General features: G+C 53.7%; 12 protein-coding genes. 6 read left to right on the forward strand and 6 right to left on the reverse strand.

Annotated elements, in window-relative coordinates:
- Positions 1 to 45 precede the first annotated feature (45 nt).
- Positions 46 to 1,125, reverse strand: a complete 1,080-nt coding sequence (gene aroC / locus AC23NW_RS01900; RefSeq protein ID WP_487447344.1) for a chorismate synthase — start codon at positions 1,123 to 1,125, stop codon at positions 46 to 48.
- Complete coding sequence (locus AC23NW_RS01905) at positions 1,125 to 2,519, reverse strand: BatD family protein (RefSeq protein WP_487447345.1); 1,395 nt, start codon at positions 2,517 to 2,519, stop codon at positions 1,125 to 1,127. The genes aroC and AC23NW_RS01905 overlap by 1 nt, the downstream gene beginning before the upstream one ends.
- A 153-nt stretch (positions 2,520 to 2,672) precedes the next feature.
- Here AC23NW_RS01905 and AC23NW_RS01910 point away from each other — a divergent pair, with 153 nt between their 5' ends.
- The 3 genes from AC23NW_RS01910 to AC23NW_RS01920 all read left to right on the forward strand — a co-directional run bounded on the left by AC23NW_RS01910 (position 2,673) and on the right by AC23NW_RS01920 (position 6,712).
- A complete protein-coding gene (locus tag AC23NW_RS01910; RefSeq protein ID WP_293840649.1) occupies positions 2,673 to 2,876 on the forward strand; it encodes a hypothetical protein in 204 nt (67 codons plus the stop codon).
- A gap of 192 nt (positions 2,877 to 3,068) precedes the next feature.
- Complete coding sequence (locus tag AC23NW_RS01915; protein ID WP_487447347.1) at positions 3,069 to 5,054, forward strand: NADH-quinone oxidoreductase subunit 5 family protein; 1,986 nt, start codon at positions 3,069 to 3,071, stop codon at positions 5,052 to 5,054.
- On the forward strand, positions 5,051 to 6,712 hold the full coding sequence (locus AC23NW_RS01920; protein ID WP_487447349.1) for a complex I subunit 4 family protein: 1,662 nt from the start codon (positions 5,051 to 5,053) through the stop codon (positions 6,710 to 6,712). The genes AC23NW_RS01915 and AC23NW_RS01920 overlap by 4 nt, the downstream gene beginning before the upstream one ends.
- Positions 6,713 to 6,770: 58 nt before the next feature.
- Here AC23NW_RS01920 and ffh read toward each other — a convergent pair whose 3' ends face one another.
- From ffh to AC23NW_RS01935, 3 genes are read right to left on the reverse strand one after another with little or no spacing between them, the layout of a single operon-like run.
- On the reverse strand, positions 6,771 to 8,090 hold the full coding sequence (ffh, locus tag AC23NW_RS01925) for a signal recognition particle protein (protein WP_293840658.1): 1,320 nt from the start codon (positions 8,088 to 8,090) through the stop codon (positions 6,771 to 6,773).
- Positions 8,091 to 8,105: 15 nt separating this feature from the next.
- Entirely contained in the window at positions 8,106 to 8,309 is a 204-nt protein-coding gene (locus tag AC23NW_RS01930) for a type II toxin-antitoxin system HicA family toxin (RefSeq protein WP_487447351.1), read from the reverse strand.
- A 5-nt stretch (positions 8,310 to 8,314) separates the two neighbouring features.
- Positions 8,315 to 8,554: a type II toxin-antitoxin system HicB family antitoxin gene (locus AC23NW_RS01935; protein WP_487447353.1), complete on the reverse strand. Its 240-nt coding sequence runs from the start codon at positions 8,552 to 8,554 to the stop codon at positions 8,315 to 8,317.
- A 170-nt stretch (positions 8,555 to 8,724) separates the two neighbouring features.
- Between AC23NW_RS01935 and AC23NW_RS01940 the strand changes: the two genes are divergently transcribed.
- Positions 8,725 to 10,389 carry a hypothetical protein gene (locus AC23NW_RS01940; protein ID WP_487447354.1) on the forward strand — a complete coding sequence of 555 codons (1,665 nt, stop codon included), beginning with the start codon at positions 8,725 to 8,727 and terminating at the stop codon, positions 10,387 to 10,389.
- Between the two features lie 53 nt (positions 10,390 to 10,442).
- On the opposite strand, the gene AC23NW_RS01945 is transcribed toward AC23NW_RS01940, so the two are convergent.
- On the reverse strand, positions 10,443 to 11,384 hold the full coding sequence (locus AC23NW_RS01945; protein WP_487447355.1) for a polysaccharide deacetylase family protein: 942 nt from the start codon (positions 11,382 to 11,384) through the stop codon (positions 10,443 to 10,445).
- A 145-nt stretch (positions 11,385 to 11,529) separates the two neighbouring features.
- On the opposite strand from AC23NW_RS01945, the gene AC23NW_RS01950 reads away from it, so the two are divergent.
- The gene (locus AC23NW_RS01950) at positions 11,530 to 13,185 is read left to right on the forward strand and encodes a hypothetical protein (protein ID WP_487447356.1); all 1,656 of its coding nucleotides are present in this window, start codon (positions 11,530 to 11,532) and stop codon (positions 13,183 to 13,185) included.
- Positions 13,186 to 13,365: 180 nt separating this feature from the next.
- The gene (locus AC23NW_RS01955; protein WP_487447357.1) at positions 13,366 to 15,318 is read left to right on the forward strand and encodes a helix-turn-helix domain-containing protein; all 1,953 of its coding nucleotides are present in this window, start codon (positions 13,366 to 13,368) and stop codon (positions 15,316 to 15,318) included.
- Positions 15,319 to 15,391: the final 73 nt, after the last annotated feature.

The following is a 15,391-nucleotide window of genomic DNA, read 5'->3' on the forward strand; positions in this document are numbered from 1 at the left end:
ACAAAATTAGGAAATATTGTGAAATCCGGATTGTGCTGTCTGCGCTTACACCCGGGCGGCCAGGTTACGCAGGTACATGTCGGCCAGGACCAGCGCGGCCATCGCTTCCACAATCGGAACGGCGCGCGGAACCACACACGGATCATGACGGCCTTTGCCCGACACCACCGCCGGCTGGCCGTTAACGTCAACGCTTTCCTGATCCTGCATGATGGTCGCAACGGGTTTGAACGCTGTGCGGAAGTAAATCGGTTCACCGTTGGAAATACCGCCCTGGATACCGCCCGAGAGGTTGGTACGGGTCCGGACCTTGCCTGTCTCGTCGGTATAGAACGCATCGTTATGTTCTGAGCCATACAGCTCAACGCCGGCAAAACCGCTGCCGTATTCAAAGCCCTTTACGGCGTTGATGCCCAGCATGGCCTTGCCCAACTCGGCATGCAGTTTATCAAATACCGGTTCGCCCCAGCCCGCCGGAACACCGGTAATCACGCAATCGACCACACCGCCGATGGAGTCACCTTTCTTGCGGGTCTCGTCGATATAGTCAAACATCTGCGCGGCCATTTCCGGATCCGGACAGCGGACGGCGTTGTTTTCGGTCTGGCTCAGATCCAGTTCCTGGTACGATTTAGTAAGTTTCAGTTTACCGACCTGCGAGACATAGGCCTGAATCTCAATACCCTGATGTGACAGCAGTAGTTTGGCTACTGCACCGGCAGCCACGCGGGCGGCTGTTTCACGGGCCGACGACCGGCCACCGCCCCGGTAATCACGGGAGCCGTACTTGGCCGTATAGGTGTAGTCTGCGTGCGACGGGCGGAACTGTTCGGCAATATGGCCGTAATCCTTGCTGCGCTGGTCGGTGTTGCGGATCACAAGGGCAATGGGTGTACCCTGGGTCTTGCCGTCAAATACGCCCGAAAGTACCTCAAATTCGTCGGCTTCACGGCGCTGGGTTGTAATCCGTGACTGTCCCGGTTTGCGCCGGTCCAGCTCCGTCTGAATAAAACCGGTATTGAAATCAACCCCGGCAGGGCAACCATCAATGACTACCCCAATGGCCGGACCATGGGACTCACCGAAGGTTGAAATTTTGAATATGGTTCCGTATGTACTACTCATCAGCGTCTAAAAAGCACAAATATCATTCCGATTATCATAACGATCAATATCACATTGGCAATTGCCCGAATTATCGCGGGGATGTTGATGAAGGGTTTGCTGCTGTCGAGCTGGCTCAGTCCGGTATAAATCGACACGGCTTCGGCAGTGGCCGACGGGATCACAACCGCCTCTCCGGCCGCTGCGGTTTGTCCGGCGCTGCCGCCCGCCTGCACCGTAATCGCTGACCGCAGGGTGTCATACCGCGCGGCGCCGGGATCAAAATATACCCAGAAAAAGACTTTCTTCAGCGGAAAGGACAGTGCCTGCCGGGGCATCAGAAAGTAGTCAAACGACTTATAGCCGTTGATCTGGTACCCGTTCCGGTTTACTGACTGGCTGGTACCGGCGGGCAGAATGGTCGGGTTGTCCGGGTCGTTGGCGGCGTCCTGCACGTTAGGTGCCTGTAAGGAAGCAATGTTGCCTTCACCTTCGATCCGGAACGAATAGCGTGTACTTTTTCCAACGTCAACTTTTGAGCGTTCGATACTTTCGGCGAGCCGGAATTTCCCGACGGCAATCTGACCGCTCATCGGGTGAGGCGGCAGGGGCTTGACGGCAACCGTCATCGGGCGGCTGATAAACGAAAACAGCTCGGCATTCGTTGCTGCCGGCCTGGCGGCTCCGGCAGACGGTTTGATCCGGCGCATCTGCAGGGTGATGGACGGCAGTTTAATGGGCTGGGCCGACAACGGGAAGAACGTGGCCTGATAGAGCCGGTGTTCTGTAAACCGGCGGCCGTTAATGAGGATCGGGACGGTCTGGATCTCCTTCAGGTTGGCATTTTCTTCCCAGGTATTCGGCGGATGAAGCTGCTTGGTGATGGCCTGAATCTGCTGGTCGAGCTGCCAGTAAGCAAGCTCAAACGGGTAATTGTCGGCTACAAAAAGTGATAAACGGACGGTTAATCCCTCGCCCACATAAACGGCCCCCTTCGACGGCCGTACCGCGAGGAAAGCCGTCCCCGATTCAGTAGGTAACAGAAGCAGATCCTGATCGTCGCCGGCTGCTGCCGGAGCACGCACAACCAAGGTAGCTCCCTCTGACCTGGCAACAAACCCGTTAGCATTAATACTGAACGGTGCCAGCCGGTAGGTACCGGGCTGGTTTGCCATGTACGACTGGGTAATGATCTGATTTGTAGTGGTTTTATCGCCGGTTTCGACATTAGTCGTACTGATGGAGGTAGCTCGTTTTGTGAATCCCGGGATGTCCGGAAAAACGATATTCGGGCGTGTTTCACTGTTCCTTACCTGTACCGTAATCGTGAACGGCCGTTCGATAGGAAAGGTAGATTGACTTAATTCTATAGTTACAATATTATCAGCACTTTGCGAAAAAGCGACCAGCGACACACAAAAAAATAATACAAAATTTTTTATAAAAATTGCAATATTCATCTTTACTTTACAGCAACAATCCGGGCGTTAGCCCGTTGTATTTAATGGATGTTCCTAATCCTTACCTTAATAGTTTGTAGGCTTATTTTAACCAAAAAGATTAATCATATGGCAACAATGCTGGAGTACATCAAAATGATCCTCGAGAAGGTCAGTTTCGATAAAGCCTTGTTTGAAAAAGAACTCCGAAAAGCCATTAAATCCCTTGTACGGGAAGAAATCAAAGAACTTAAAGCCTGGTGCTACGAACAGTTTGGTTCGGTGTACCGTATGGTTTTAAACCGTTGTTTCTCGCGGGTAAGGTTCAGTTAATACAAATTTACGGATTTTCCTTATGGAGCCCCCGGTTTTTTATCGGGGGCTTTTTATTGTGCTTAACCGGACCATTGGGCCATGCAGCGGGGAAAAATGCCGCCGGTTAGCCCCGAAAACTGTCCGGAAGCCGATTCTGATTTGTACGGCGTTAAGATAAACAGGATATTTGCGGCTAAATTTTTCCCCGGAATGATAAACGACCACGTTTTCTCCCTCCAGATTGTCACGACGCTGTTACTGCTGCTACCCTTCACAGGTTTTCCCGTGCTTTTAGGTGTTGGCAAACGGTGGGCGGGGCCGCTGGCAGCCGGACTGACGGGGGGAGGGTTACTGCTGTCGGGCTGGCTGGCCATGCATATGCCCGAAGTACCGGTATCTCTCAGTACCACCTGGGCGGGCCTGACGGGCTGGAATATTCCGTTTAGTATCCGGATTGATACGCTTACCGTAATGATGTTGCTGGTGGTCCACTTCGTGGCACTGCTGGTACAGCTCTACTCCATTTCCTACCTGCACGACCAACCCGAACGCCATCCGCGCTATTTTGCGTACCTGCAGCTGTTTGTGGGCGCGATGCTGGGCATTGTGCTGGCCGGGAACCTCATTGTCCTTTACGCATTCTGGGAGCTGGTAGGGCTGGCTTCCTACCTGTTGATTGGCTTCTGGACGTTTAAACCGCAGGCATCAAAAGCGGCTACCAAGGCCTTTCTGATGAACCGCGTCGGCGACGCGGGTTTTCTGATCGGTATTCTGGTGACCTACCGCCTCTTACATACTACTGAATTCAGCCTGCTGACGGGTGAAGCCGGGATCACACAACTGCCGGCGTGGGTTGGCCTCTGCCTGTTTATGGGCTGTGTTGGTAAATCGGCGCAGTTTCCGCTGCTGACCTGGTTACCGGATGCCATGGAAGGCCCGACGCCGGTCTCGGCCCTGCTGCACGCCGCAACGATGGTTGCTGCCGGCATTTTCCTGCTGGCACGCATTCACCCGCTGCTGCCGCCGGATGCCCTGCTGGTGGTTGCCATCGTCGGCACGATCACGGCGCTCTGGGGCGGCTATTCGGCACTCTTTCAGAACGATATTAAAAAAGTACTGGCGTTTTCAACCGTTTCGCAGCTGGGCCTGATGGTGGCCGGTATGGGTACCGGTAATGTATCCGGGGCACTGTTTCATCTGCTGACACACGCCTTTTTCAAGGCAGGGCTTTTCCTGAGCGCCGGAGCGGTGATTCACGCCGTACATACGCAGGATATGCGGGAGATGGGCGGACTGCGGAAAGTCTTACCGTCTACGTTTGTTGTGTATGCCATCTGCACGGCTGCCCTCGCCGGACTACCGCTTTTCTCCGGCTTTCTGTCGAAAGAAGCCATTTTATCCGGTGCCGTTGCGTGGGCCGGTGCGAAGGGGGGCGGTTTGGCCTGGCTGATTCCCGTGACGCTGCTGCTGTCTTCCGGACTGACGGCGTTGTACATGGCCCGTCAGCTGCAACTGGTATTTGGCGGCGATAGGCGCTATCATGCGTCGCATGTGCATGGCCCTGATGCCCTGATGCGGATTCCGTTGTTCCTGTTGGCGGCCCTGTCGCTGTTTATCGGTTTTTCCGTGAACCCGTTGTCGGCACACGGCAGCTGGTTCTTTACATTGTTCGGGACTGAAGAAATTGAAGGGCCGGTCTGGCTGGCACCGGCTTCACTGCTGCTGGCTGCCGCCGGTGGCTGGGCAGGTTACCGCTATGCGGATGCCTGGATGACACAGCTTAGCCCGCAATCGTTTTGGGTCAGGCTATCGGTTGAGTATGGTTTTCTTGACCGCCTGTATCACTGGCTCATCATCGCACCGGTTGAACACCTGGCCGCGCTGACGAAGCAGCATGATGAGGCAGAAGCTAAACAGCTTGCCGCCCCGAAATCGACACACGTAATCCGGTCGGTGCATCATACCGAAAAGGGGCTGGTCGATGGCCTGGTGCGCGGGCTGGGCGTCGGTACGGTAGTACTGGCGCATATTGTGCATGCATTCGACCGGCTGATTGTTGACGGCACCGTCAACGGAGCGGTCTGGCTGGCCGCGCAAACCGGTCAGGCGGTCCGGTCGGTGCAGAATGGACGTATTCAGTCGTATGTGACAGCGGCTGTTGTTGGATTGTTAGCGTTGCTTTGGTGGTTACTATGATTCTTTCACTACTTATTTTTTTGCCGTTGATTGGTGCGCTGGTGGTGGCCTTACTGCCCGACAACCAGCATATCCCGTTTAAATGGCTGACGCTGGGCGTAGCCATGGCCGAATTGCTGCTGAGTGTTGTTGCCTATGCCCAGTTTGACCAGAAACAGACAGGGTACCAACTGCTTGAACAGGCCGACTGGATCACGCTGCCCCTTGGTAATCTGGGCGTTGTCTCCATTGACTACCTGCTGGGCATCGACGGCATCAGCCTGCCGCTGGTGGTACTTTCCTCGGTAGTGCTGCTGATCGGCGTTATTTCGTCATGGACCATCGAACACCGGCAAAAGGCTTATTTCTCGTTGTATCTGCTCCTGAGCGGAACCATCATGGGGTGTTTCATGGCCCTTGATTTTTTCCTGTTCTTTTTATTCTTCGAATTCATGCTGCTGCCGATGTATTTCCTGATCGGGTTGTGGGGTGGTCCGCGCCGGGAATATGCATCGATCAAGTTTTTTCTATACACCTTACTGGGCTCGGTGCTGATTCTGCTGGTTATGATCGGATTATACCTGTCGGTGATGGATCCGGTCAGTACGGCGGTCATGGCGGGGCTGGCGACTGATGCTGCATCGGTCGATACCGACCTGATCCGGCTAGTACAGGCGCAGCTGGCCGATATGAACATCAGCTCGTCGCAGATTGTCCATACGTTCGATCTGCGGTACATGGCCGATGGCGGCAACTACCTGCCCAATGCGTTTCTGAGCGGTGCCGGCGAAACCTCGTTCTGGGGCGTACCGGCGCGTATGATTGCCTTCTGGGCGGTCTTTATCGGGTTTGCTATCAAACTGCCGATTGTACCGCTGCATACCTGGCTGCCCGACGCCCACGTCGAAGCGCCGACGCCGGTATCGGTGGTGCTGGCGGGTGTACTGCTCAAAATCGGTGGCTATGGCTTTATCCGGATTGCCTGGGGACTCTTCCCGGACGGCGCGGCGCAATACGCGCAGACGCTGGCTGGCCTGGGCGTACTGTCGATTGTATACGGCGGCCTGAATGCGCTGGCGCAGAACGACCTGAAGAAAATGATTGCCTATTCGTCGGTGTCGCACATGGGATTTGTGCTGCTGGGCGTGGCCTCGCTGACGTCGGAAGGTATCAACGGTGCGATTTACCAGATGGTGAGCCACGGGGTTTTGTCGGCGATGCTGTTCCTGATTGTGGGGGTGATTTACGACCGGACCCACGACCGCCGTATCGACAGTTACCGCGGGCTGTTGCAGGTGATGCCAAACTACGCGGTCCTGACGGCCGTTGCCTTTTTCGGATCGCTGGGGCTGCCGGGCTTTTCGGGGTTTGTCGGCGAATTATTTACGCTGATGGGCGGATTCCAGTCATTATGGTTGCCGGGCTGGCTGCCTTCGCTGGCGGTGTCCGGGATTGTACTGGCAGCGGCCTATCTGCTCTGGAGTCTGCAACGCATGTTTTTCGGACAACTCTGGACGCGCGACGGCGTTGACAATACGTTAACGGACCTGAACGGCCGCGAACGGCTGATGCTCATTCCGCTGGGGCTGCTGGCACTGCTGCTGGGGCTGTTCCCGAACCTGATCTTTAACCTGTCGAACGCGACGGTGGCGCAGTGGCTGGAGAAGTTTAGTGTGTAGCACAGCGCTACATAAAAGACATAAAAAAACGCGGCCAGGGCCGCGTTTTTCGTTTTAGCTATTTCATCATCTTGCTGAGCTTCCCTGATGCCTGCATGCGGTTCATCTGCTTCATCATCTTACGCATGTCTTCAAACTGCTTCATCAGGTTGTTGACCTGCGTGAGGCTGGTGCCGCTACCGAGGGCGATCCGCTTCTTGCGGTTAGCGTCGATAAGATCAGGCTTTTCGCGCTCCTTCGGCGTCATCGACTGAATGATGGCTTCAATCGGCTTAAACGAATCGTTGTCGATATCCAGATCCTTCACCATTTTGCCCATGCCCGGAATCATGCCCAGCAGGTCCTTCACATTCCCCATTTTCTTGATCTGCTGGAGCTGCGACAGGAAGTCATTGAAGTCGAACTGGTTCTGCCGCATCTTGGCGTTGATCCGTTTCGCTTCGTCTTCGTCGAACGCCTGCTGCGCTTTTTCAACGAGTGAGATTACGTCACCCATGCCGAGAATCCGGCTGGCCATCCGGTCAGGGTAGAAAACGTCGAGCGCTTCCATTTTTTCACCCGTACTGATGAACTTGATCGGCTTGTTAACGACCGTTTTGATGGAAAGGGCCGCACCACCGCGTGAGTCACCGTCGAGTTTGGTCAGTACCACCCCGTCGAAGTTCAGGCGCTCGTTAAACGTTTTGGCCGTATTCACCGCATCCTGACCCGTCATGGAGTCAACCACAAACAGGGTTTCGGCCGGCTGGATCGCGCGTTTAACGTTCTCAATTTCCTGCATCATCTGCTCATCGACGGCCAGACGACCGGCAGTATCGACGATAACGATGCGCTTGTTGGTTTTCTTCGCGTGTTCGATGGCGTGCTGCGCAATCTCCACCGCGTTTTTGTTTTCAGGCTCCGCGTATACCTCAACTCCGACCTGCTCGCCCAGTACTTTCAGCTGGTCAATCGCCGCCGGACGGTAAATGTCGCAGGCAACCAGCAATACGTTGCGGCCCTGGCGCTTGAGGAGGTTGGCTAATTTACCCGAAAACGTGGTTTTACCCGAACCCTGCAAACCGGCAATCAGGATAATGGCCGGGTCGCCTTTGGTATTGATGCTCTGGGCCTGACCACCCATCAGGTCGGTCAGTTCTTCCTGAACAATTTTGACGAAAAGCTGACCGGGTTCAACGGCGATCAATACTTTCCGGTCGAGGGCTTTTTCCTTGATCCGGTCGGTAATTTCTTTCGCTACCTTGTAGTTAACGTCGGCGTCGGTCAGTGCCCGGCGGACTTCCTTCACGGTCGCCGCCACGTTGATATCCGTAATCCGGCCTTGCCCTTTCAGGGTCTTGATGGCCTTATTGAGTTTATCCTGAAGATTTTCAAACATAATGTATGTGTCTGTTCAGACGTCAGTACGGTCGATCCCGGCTTGTTTTAGAATTGTATAAAAAGTCCCTTTCGGAATATCGCGGTTACCATGAACAGGTACCGGAATGGTTCGGTTCAGTTCTTTGTGGAAGTAGATATAATGACTTCCTTTGATCCTTGCCAGTTCCCAACCTCTTTCTTCAAGTAATCGCATTAGTCTTTTGGCAGAAAAATCCATAGCGATTAAGCTGCCTGATTAGTTGGTAATTGGATAGTATATTCAAAAGTTTCACTATCATCCGGCATAACAATACCTTGTTCGGCATAGACTTCCAGGCATCCTTCTGCCGCTTCTTTAGCCATGGCAATGGCTTCTTCAATGGTTTCTCCCCATGTTACACAGCCTGGAATAGAAGGGACCATTGCCGTATATGTTCCTTCCGGTTCTTTGCGTAATAAAACGCGGTAAGTTCCTGATCTCATTGAATTTTACAGATGTAGCCGCAAAGATAGCGATTTTCGGCCGCAGGTAGTAAACCATGCGCTAAACCTGATAGTTGTCCGTTAAGAATGATACCTCAACCCCGCTCAAACGCATGGAAAAAAGGTTTGAAGCCGTAACTTTGAGTCACGGCAGTTGATAATGTAATACTATGAAACACCTTACCTGGATACTCTTTCTGGTTTCGACGGTAACCTTTGCGCAAACCGATTCTGTGATTGTCAGTGGCCGTATCCGGCACCTGACACCGGCTATGTACCGTCAGTCGCCGCAAGTTGCGATCAGCCGTAATAATGTGCTGCAAGCCAGCCGCGAACTGATCCGGCCTGCCCAACTGGCTCCGGATGGCAGCTTCCGGGTGTCGGTACCGCTGATTTTTCCCTACGAGGAGATGTATTTCAATTTTAATAACATCACGACGGGGTTCTTGGCCTCTGCCGGTAACGTTATGATTGAACTGGACGCTGATTCGCTGTTTTCGTCGGCGGTTCCGTTCCGGTTCAAGGGCGCCAATGCCGCTGTAAACCAGCAATATGCGCGGTATAAGGCGTTTGAGGCGGGTTATAAAAGTAAAATGGACAGTAAATCGTTGTCGCGCCAGGCCAGCGGTATGAAAGACAAGGAACTGTATAACCTGCTCATGACGACCAACTGGGAGCCACTGGCTGGTTTTATGAAGCAGGAACGGCCGCTGCCGCTGCTGAACACATGGCTGATGAACGTGGCCCGGTACAATACGGCGGCATTCATGTATGAAAAAGCCGCCGCCGAGTTTGGCAACATAACGGTGACGCTGGACGATTCGCTGCGGCCGGCCAATGATAAAATCCTGACGGCCGCCCGCGCCAATGCCACAAACCGGTATGCCGATATGCTTGAAAGCAAGATCCGGAATTCTATAACCAATTCGCAGACCGGTGGCTTAGGCGTGGATCAGCTGGCCGCGATTCTGCGGGTGTATACCCCGGACCTAACCGTAACGGAGCTGACGCGGCTGAATGATATTGAAACCAAAAAAACGGCCCGTACGGTGGATATCCGCTTTTTTGAACAGCTCATGCGCCGCAACTCCGATACGCTTTCGCGGATTATCAATTACGAAGCCTGGGTAAACCGTGCCGATAAATTCCTGACGAGTAAAGATTCGCTGATGTTGCAGTACATGGCGGCCTACTGGGTTGCCAATACACTGCCTGAATTTACACTGGCAACGGCCGACTTACTGCATCAGTACTCGGCGCCTAAAATCCGGTATCCACTGTGGCAGGCGTCGCTGGAAGAATTATACTACATTCAGGTAAAAGACCGCGACCGGATTGAAAAAGCCATTTCCCGGATTAAGGGTAAGCGTGTGCTCACGAGTACGGAAATGGAAACCGGCATCCTGGTAACCACCGATAATCTGGCGGGTGCCGGTGTAATTCTGGGGGAGGTAATCAACGCCAATCGCGGGAAAGTCATCTATTTGCTGGCGTGGGACCCGAATGAAGAGCTGGGCCGGCAAATGGCCATTGAGGCCCAGCGGTTGAAAGCCATGTACAACCCCCGCGATTTTGCGCTGCTCTATGTGGCTCCGGCCGAAGATGGTATGAAGCGGTTTGTCCCCGAATTTATGGCGCGCTACAAGCTGCAGGGCGATCACCTGTTAATGACAAATACCCAGTATGAATCGGCCATGATCGAACTACAGTCTATCAGCACAACAACGGCGGCCATTATTAGTCCGACCGGCAAATTTGTCAAACGCAATGCGCCGCTGCCCGACAAACCGGCGGAGATTGACGCGCTGCTGAAAAAGGCAGTATCTAAAAAATAGAACAGTAGCCATACGGAGGGCTTCCGGAGTCGCAGACGGCTTTCCGGGAGCCCTTATTTTTTTTCAGTCAGGTCAGAAATCAGCTGCGGCACCTCTGGTTCGCCTTTGAAAAAGCCCCCGCGTTTTCCCTGCGTCAGTGCCCAGCGGTGTATCCAGGAAATACCGCCATTGTTCACAAATGTATCGGGTGAGCGATAGGCGGGGTCCTTCAACGCATCGTCCAGTGAAATAAAGTGATAGCCTTCCTGTTGCAGCGCCGACAGTATCGTACCCAGGTAATCCGCATTGACAGCATTGGCGTGGGTGAGCAAAATATGGGCAATGGGGCGTTTAAACAGCGAATCGGCCTGAGCTTCGTAATAGTGTACACACGCCAGCATGTAGCCGGTATAGGTTTTGCCGATGGAGGCGGCCAGGGCCGTATCCTTGCGGACGAGCGCTGTTTCGTAGGCCGCCGAAAACAAATAATCCGAGTTGTCGATACTCACCGGCGCTTCCCGATACTGGTGGTCGCGCAGGTAGGTGACCAATGAGTCCCGTTTGCTGACGGTATTCCCCCGCTGTAAAAACGGGTGCCGGAAATAGCGGAGCCGCTGCCCGTACGGCCTGAGTATGGGCCGGAGCACCCGGTCTGCACCGGCCACGTCCTGTTGGTATTCAGCCGCCGGGATATAGTTATAGCCTTTGTGCGCAAAGGTATGGTTCCCGAGTTCCATACCGGCTTTCAGCCACTGGTGCAACAGGCTGATCTGCTGCCGGTCAGGTTGGTTGTTGCGGAGCAGCGGCCGGCCGATGACAAAACCTATTGCGGGGACTTTGTAAGCCGTAAGATGCGTTAACAGCTTTCGGGTCAGGGTATCCCGTGCACCGGCGCTCAGCGGGCGTTGTGAGGCAACAGGCAGGTCATCGACAGTAATACAGATTTGTTTCGGAGACTGCGCCCATCCGCTGAGGTGGGTCAGAAGCAGGGCGATGATCAGGCGGGTTGTGCGCATAAGGTGTTGTTTACGTATTCGTATAAGAAGGATTCAGCCGGCAAAATATAATGACAGAAACTATCCGCTGCATCCGCCCCCGGATTACTGAGTAAATTCCCCTGATCCGGCCCTTTTGCGGCAGTACGATGACTCAACTAAACCCATGACAAAGTATACGCTTCTGACTGCCCTGCTGGTAATTCACGCGGTTTCGCTGCTGGCACAACCGAAAAGCCCGTCCGACAATGTGGTCATCACCTCTGAAAAAAAGAAAACGGAGGTAACCATTGGCGGAAACGGCGCATTGCTGGTCAATGTTGCCCCGAAAGATGTCGCCAGATTTAAAGCGGCCGGACAGGTGCGTTACCGTGATTTCGGAGCTAAGGGCGATGGTAAGACCGATGACATTGATGCCATTGCGGCAACCCATGCGTTTGCTAACCAACATGGTCTTACCGTGAAAGCCGACGAAGGAGCCACTTATTATATCAGCGGTAAGGAACAGACGGCGTATGTCCGGACCAATACCGATTTTGGGACCGCCGCTTTTATCATCGACGACACCGACGTACAGAACCGGAATGCATCTGTGTTTATGGTTAGTTCTGACCTGAAACCAATTAAAACGGCGGCTATCACGTCCTTGAAGCGGAATCAGCCCAAAATCGACCTGTCGCTGCCAGGGCCTTGCCTGATTACGGTCACGAACGCAAACGTAAAGCAATACATCCGGTTCGGGCTCAACCAGAACAACGGCTCATCGCAGACTGATATCTTTGTGGTCGATCAGAACGGTAACGTCGATATGCAATCGCCGGTGATCTGGGACTTTGACCAGATTACGGACATGACCGCCTTGCCGATTGATCAGACACCGCTGAAAATCACCGGAGGGCGGTTTACAACCATCGCCAACAAAGCGGAATCGAAGTATACCTACTATAACCGGAACATTGCCGTCCGCCGGTCAAATGTGGTGGTAGAGGGGATTCGGCATGAGATCACCGGCGAAGGAGATCACGGCGCACCCTACGGCGGTTTTCTGAACATCGGCGACTGCGCCTATGTGACGATTAAGGATGCTGTATTGACCGGACACCGGACGTATAGTACTATCGGTGCGGCCGGCAAGCCGGTGTCGATGGGCACCTATGACCTGTCGGCCAACCGCGCCCTGAATGTCTCGTTTGTGAATTGCAGCCAGACAAACGACATCAACGATGCGACTTACTGGGGTATTCTGGGGTCTAATTTCTGCAAAAACCTGCTGTATGACCACTGTGTCCTGTCGCGTTTTGATGCCCACCAGGGCGTAGCCAATGCGACCATCCGTAACTCGACACTCGGCCACATGGGGATCAACGCGATTGGCAGCGGCCGGTTGCTGATCGAAAAATCAACAATCCGGGGGCGGAGCATTGTGAACCTGCGTTCCGACTACGGCAGCACGTGGCAGGGTGAGCTGATCATTCGTGATTGTGTGTTTGTGCCGGCCAACGGCAAGCCCGTCAGCGCCGATCTGATCAGCGGATCGTATTCGGGGCAGCACGATTTCGGCTACACGTGCTACATGCCGGAGCGGATCACCATTGAAAACGTCCGGATTGAGGATACCAGCCATCCGGCTACGTATCAGGGGCCGGCTATTTTCGCCAACATCAATCCGCAGCTAACGGATGATTCCTACAAGGAAAAATACCCCTACATTACGCCGAAAGAGGTGATTGTCCGGAATGTAACGACCACCAGCGGCAAAACCCTGCGGCTCAGCGACAATGCCTATATGTTCCGGAATGTGAAGGTAATAGCCGGTCAGTGAGGTCTGCTGTCGGGCAGGCTCAGAGAATGCTTTGACGACTGCTCATTAGTAAAAAATATGTATATGATGTTGATATAAAATCATGTTAATGTACAAAAAAATAGCATGACAGTAAATACTAAGTAAACGAAATTAGGGGAAGCTAGTATATTTGTTGGTGACAGAGTCTATTGTAACCCTATGTACAATGCAGGAGAGAGTTTTATTGACATCCTTAATAAACTGATCGACGAACGGATTGATGACCCTTCTTTTTCCATAGAATCCATTTGCCAGTATCTGGGCATCAGCCGCTCTCAACTGTACCGTATTCTGAAAGACGAAGCCAGTCTGTCTCCGACGCGTTACCTGCGAAAGCGCAGGCTCCTGAAAGCCAGAGAATTATTGCTCGATACGGAGCTGCGGATCACAGAGATTTGCGATCTGACCGGTTTTACCAGTTCACAGAATCTGAGTACCTATTTTACGGAAGAGTTCGGTATACCGCCTACTGAGTTCCGGAAAACTCACCAGGCATACGATACCATACCGGAGCAGCCCGTGGCGGCCGGAATCGCTCCCGTACCTCTTATACCGGCAGCAGAGCCCGTGCAGCACATACCGGTAAAACCTGCTGCCAAACCGGTCAGGCAGCTCCGGCGGCGCTTGTTAGCCGGAGCCGGAGCGGCGTTTATACTACTGACTATTGTATTGCTGTGGGTATGGCCGCCTTTCCGCCAGGCAGATCCGGCAGTGATGCCGGGACCGGCCCGCAATACGGTTGCCGTGCTGCCTTTTGTGGATCTGGGTGCTGACGGGAAAAATCCGGCTTGCGAAGGCATTATGGATGAGTTATACGCCTCAGTGGCCCTGATGAAACACCTGAAGGTTATTGCCCGTTCCTCATCGGATCAGTACCGGGATACTAAAAAAAGCATGTGGCAGGTAGGCGATGAGCTTCAGGTGGCTCATCTGCTGAAAGGCAGTGTGCTGAAAACAGGCAATAAACTACAGGTAAAACTCGAACTCATCGGGACCGGCGACGATATCCGGGAATGGGAGCATGTTTACCAGGGCGATTACACGACTTTTTTCGCCCTGACCGACCAGATGGTCCGCGATGTGAAAACACAACTTAATGTGCTCAGTGGCACCGTTGTGGTGGATTCCGCTGCGGCGGCAGCCAGCGGGTTACGCAACCCCGCGCGGACCCGGAATCTGGCGGCGTATAACCTCTTTCTGCAGGGACGGCAGTTATTGATCGGGCGTAGTAAAGACAATCTGATCCGGAGCCTGAGCTACTTTGACCGCGCCATTGCCCTGGATTCAGCGTTTGCCGATGCCCATGCCTATAAAGCTACCGCTTACATGCTGCTCTGGGTACTGAATTATGCCGGGGCTGAAACAACCTATGAGCCAGCCGAGCGGGCGGCGTTAACGGCAATCCGGCTCGACGCGGCCAACAGTACTGCCTACGGGGCCCTTGGGTCACTATACCATAACAGCTATCAGTGGAAGGCCGCCGACAATGCGTTCCGGATCGGGCTGCAACATTCGCCTAACGACGCCCAGCTCACCTACTGGTACAGCCTTTTGCTGCGGTCGGTCGGCCGCCTGCCCGAAGCCGTGCGCCTCAGCCAGCGCGCTATTGAACTCGACCCGCTATATCCGGTTATGCTGACGGGCCATGTGCTGAATTGTGTGTACGTAGGTGACCGGAAAAAAGCCCTGGCCGCGCTGAGCAGCGGGAAGGATGTTTTCGGTAATGCGTTTATCTATTACCTCGGCGAAGGATACTATTACCTGGACGGCGCCGAATATGCGAAGGCAATCGGTAGTTTTAACACATTGCTCCGGCTGAACCCGTCCTACCGGAACTACGAGTCAGCGGCAGTCTACTGTAAGGCCCGGCTGGGTAAACGGGCGGAAGCCCTCGCCTGGATCCGGCAATTACCCCGTACGGTGCCCCGTGCCGATTATGACCGGGCCGTGGTATTTGCGGGTCTGAACCAGCAGGACAGTTGCCTGTATTACCTCAAAAAAGCAGCTGATGCCGGCTTTTATCACCGTGATATGAAGGTGATGAGCCTGTTTAAACCCTACCGTTCCCACCCGGTTTTTACCGCCATCCTGCGCCAGTATCAATTATACTAATTGGCTGTATTGGTTTACAAATGCAACAATACACGAAGTTTTTTTTCATTTTGACACGGAGCCAAACATTTTT

It is taken from the genome of Arsenicibacter sp. R0_47 (genome assembly GCF_057652235.1).

Coding starts and splice junctions, on each gene's coding strand:
- aroC (WP_487447344.1), bottom strand. CDS start 1,125: ATGAGTAGTACATACGGAACCATATTCAAAATTTCAACCTTCGGTGAG.
- AC23NW_RS01910 (WP_293840649.1), top strand. CDS start 2,673: ATGGCAACAATGCTGGAGTACATCAAAATGATCCTCGAGAAGGTCAGT.
- AC23NW_RS01915 (WP_487447347.1), top strand. CDS start 3,069: ATGATAAACGACCACGTTTTCTCCCTCCAGATTGTCACGACGCTGTTA.
- AC23NW_RS01920 (WP_487447349.1), top strand. CDS start 5,051: ATGATTCTTTCACTACTTATTTTTTTGCCGTTGATTGGTGCGCTGGTG.
- ffh (WP_293840658.1), bottom strand. CDS start 8,090: ATGTTTGAAAATCTTCAGGATAAACTCAATAAGGCCATCAAGACCCTG.
- AC23NW_RS01930 (WP_487447351.1), bottom strand. CDS start 8,309: ATGGATTTTTCTGCCAAAAGACTAATGCGATTACTTGAAGAAAGAGGT.
- AC23NW_RS01935 (WP_487447353.1), bottom strand. CDS start 8,554: ATGAGATCAGGAACTTACCGCGTTTTATTACGCAAAGAACCGGAAGGA.
- AC23NW_RS01940 (WP_487447354.1), top strand. CDS start 8,725: ATGAAACACCTTACCTGGATACTCTTTCTGGTTTCGACGGTAACCTTT.
- AC23NW_RS01945 (WP_487447355.1), bottom strand. CDS start 11,384: ATGCGCACAACCCGCCTGATCATCGCCCTGCTTCTGACCCACCTCAGC.
- AC23NW_RS01950 (WP_487447356.1), top strand. CDS start 11,530: ATGACAAAGTATACGCTTCTGACTGCCCTGCTGGTAATTCACGCGGTT.
- AC23NW_RS01955 (WP_487447357.1), top strand. CDS start 13,366: ATGTACAATGCAGGAGAGAGTTTTATTGACATCCTTAATAAACTGATC.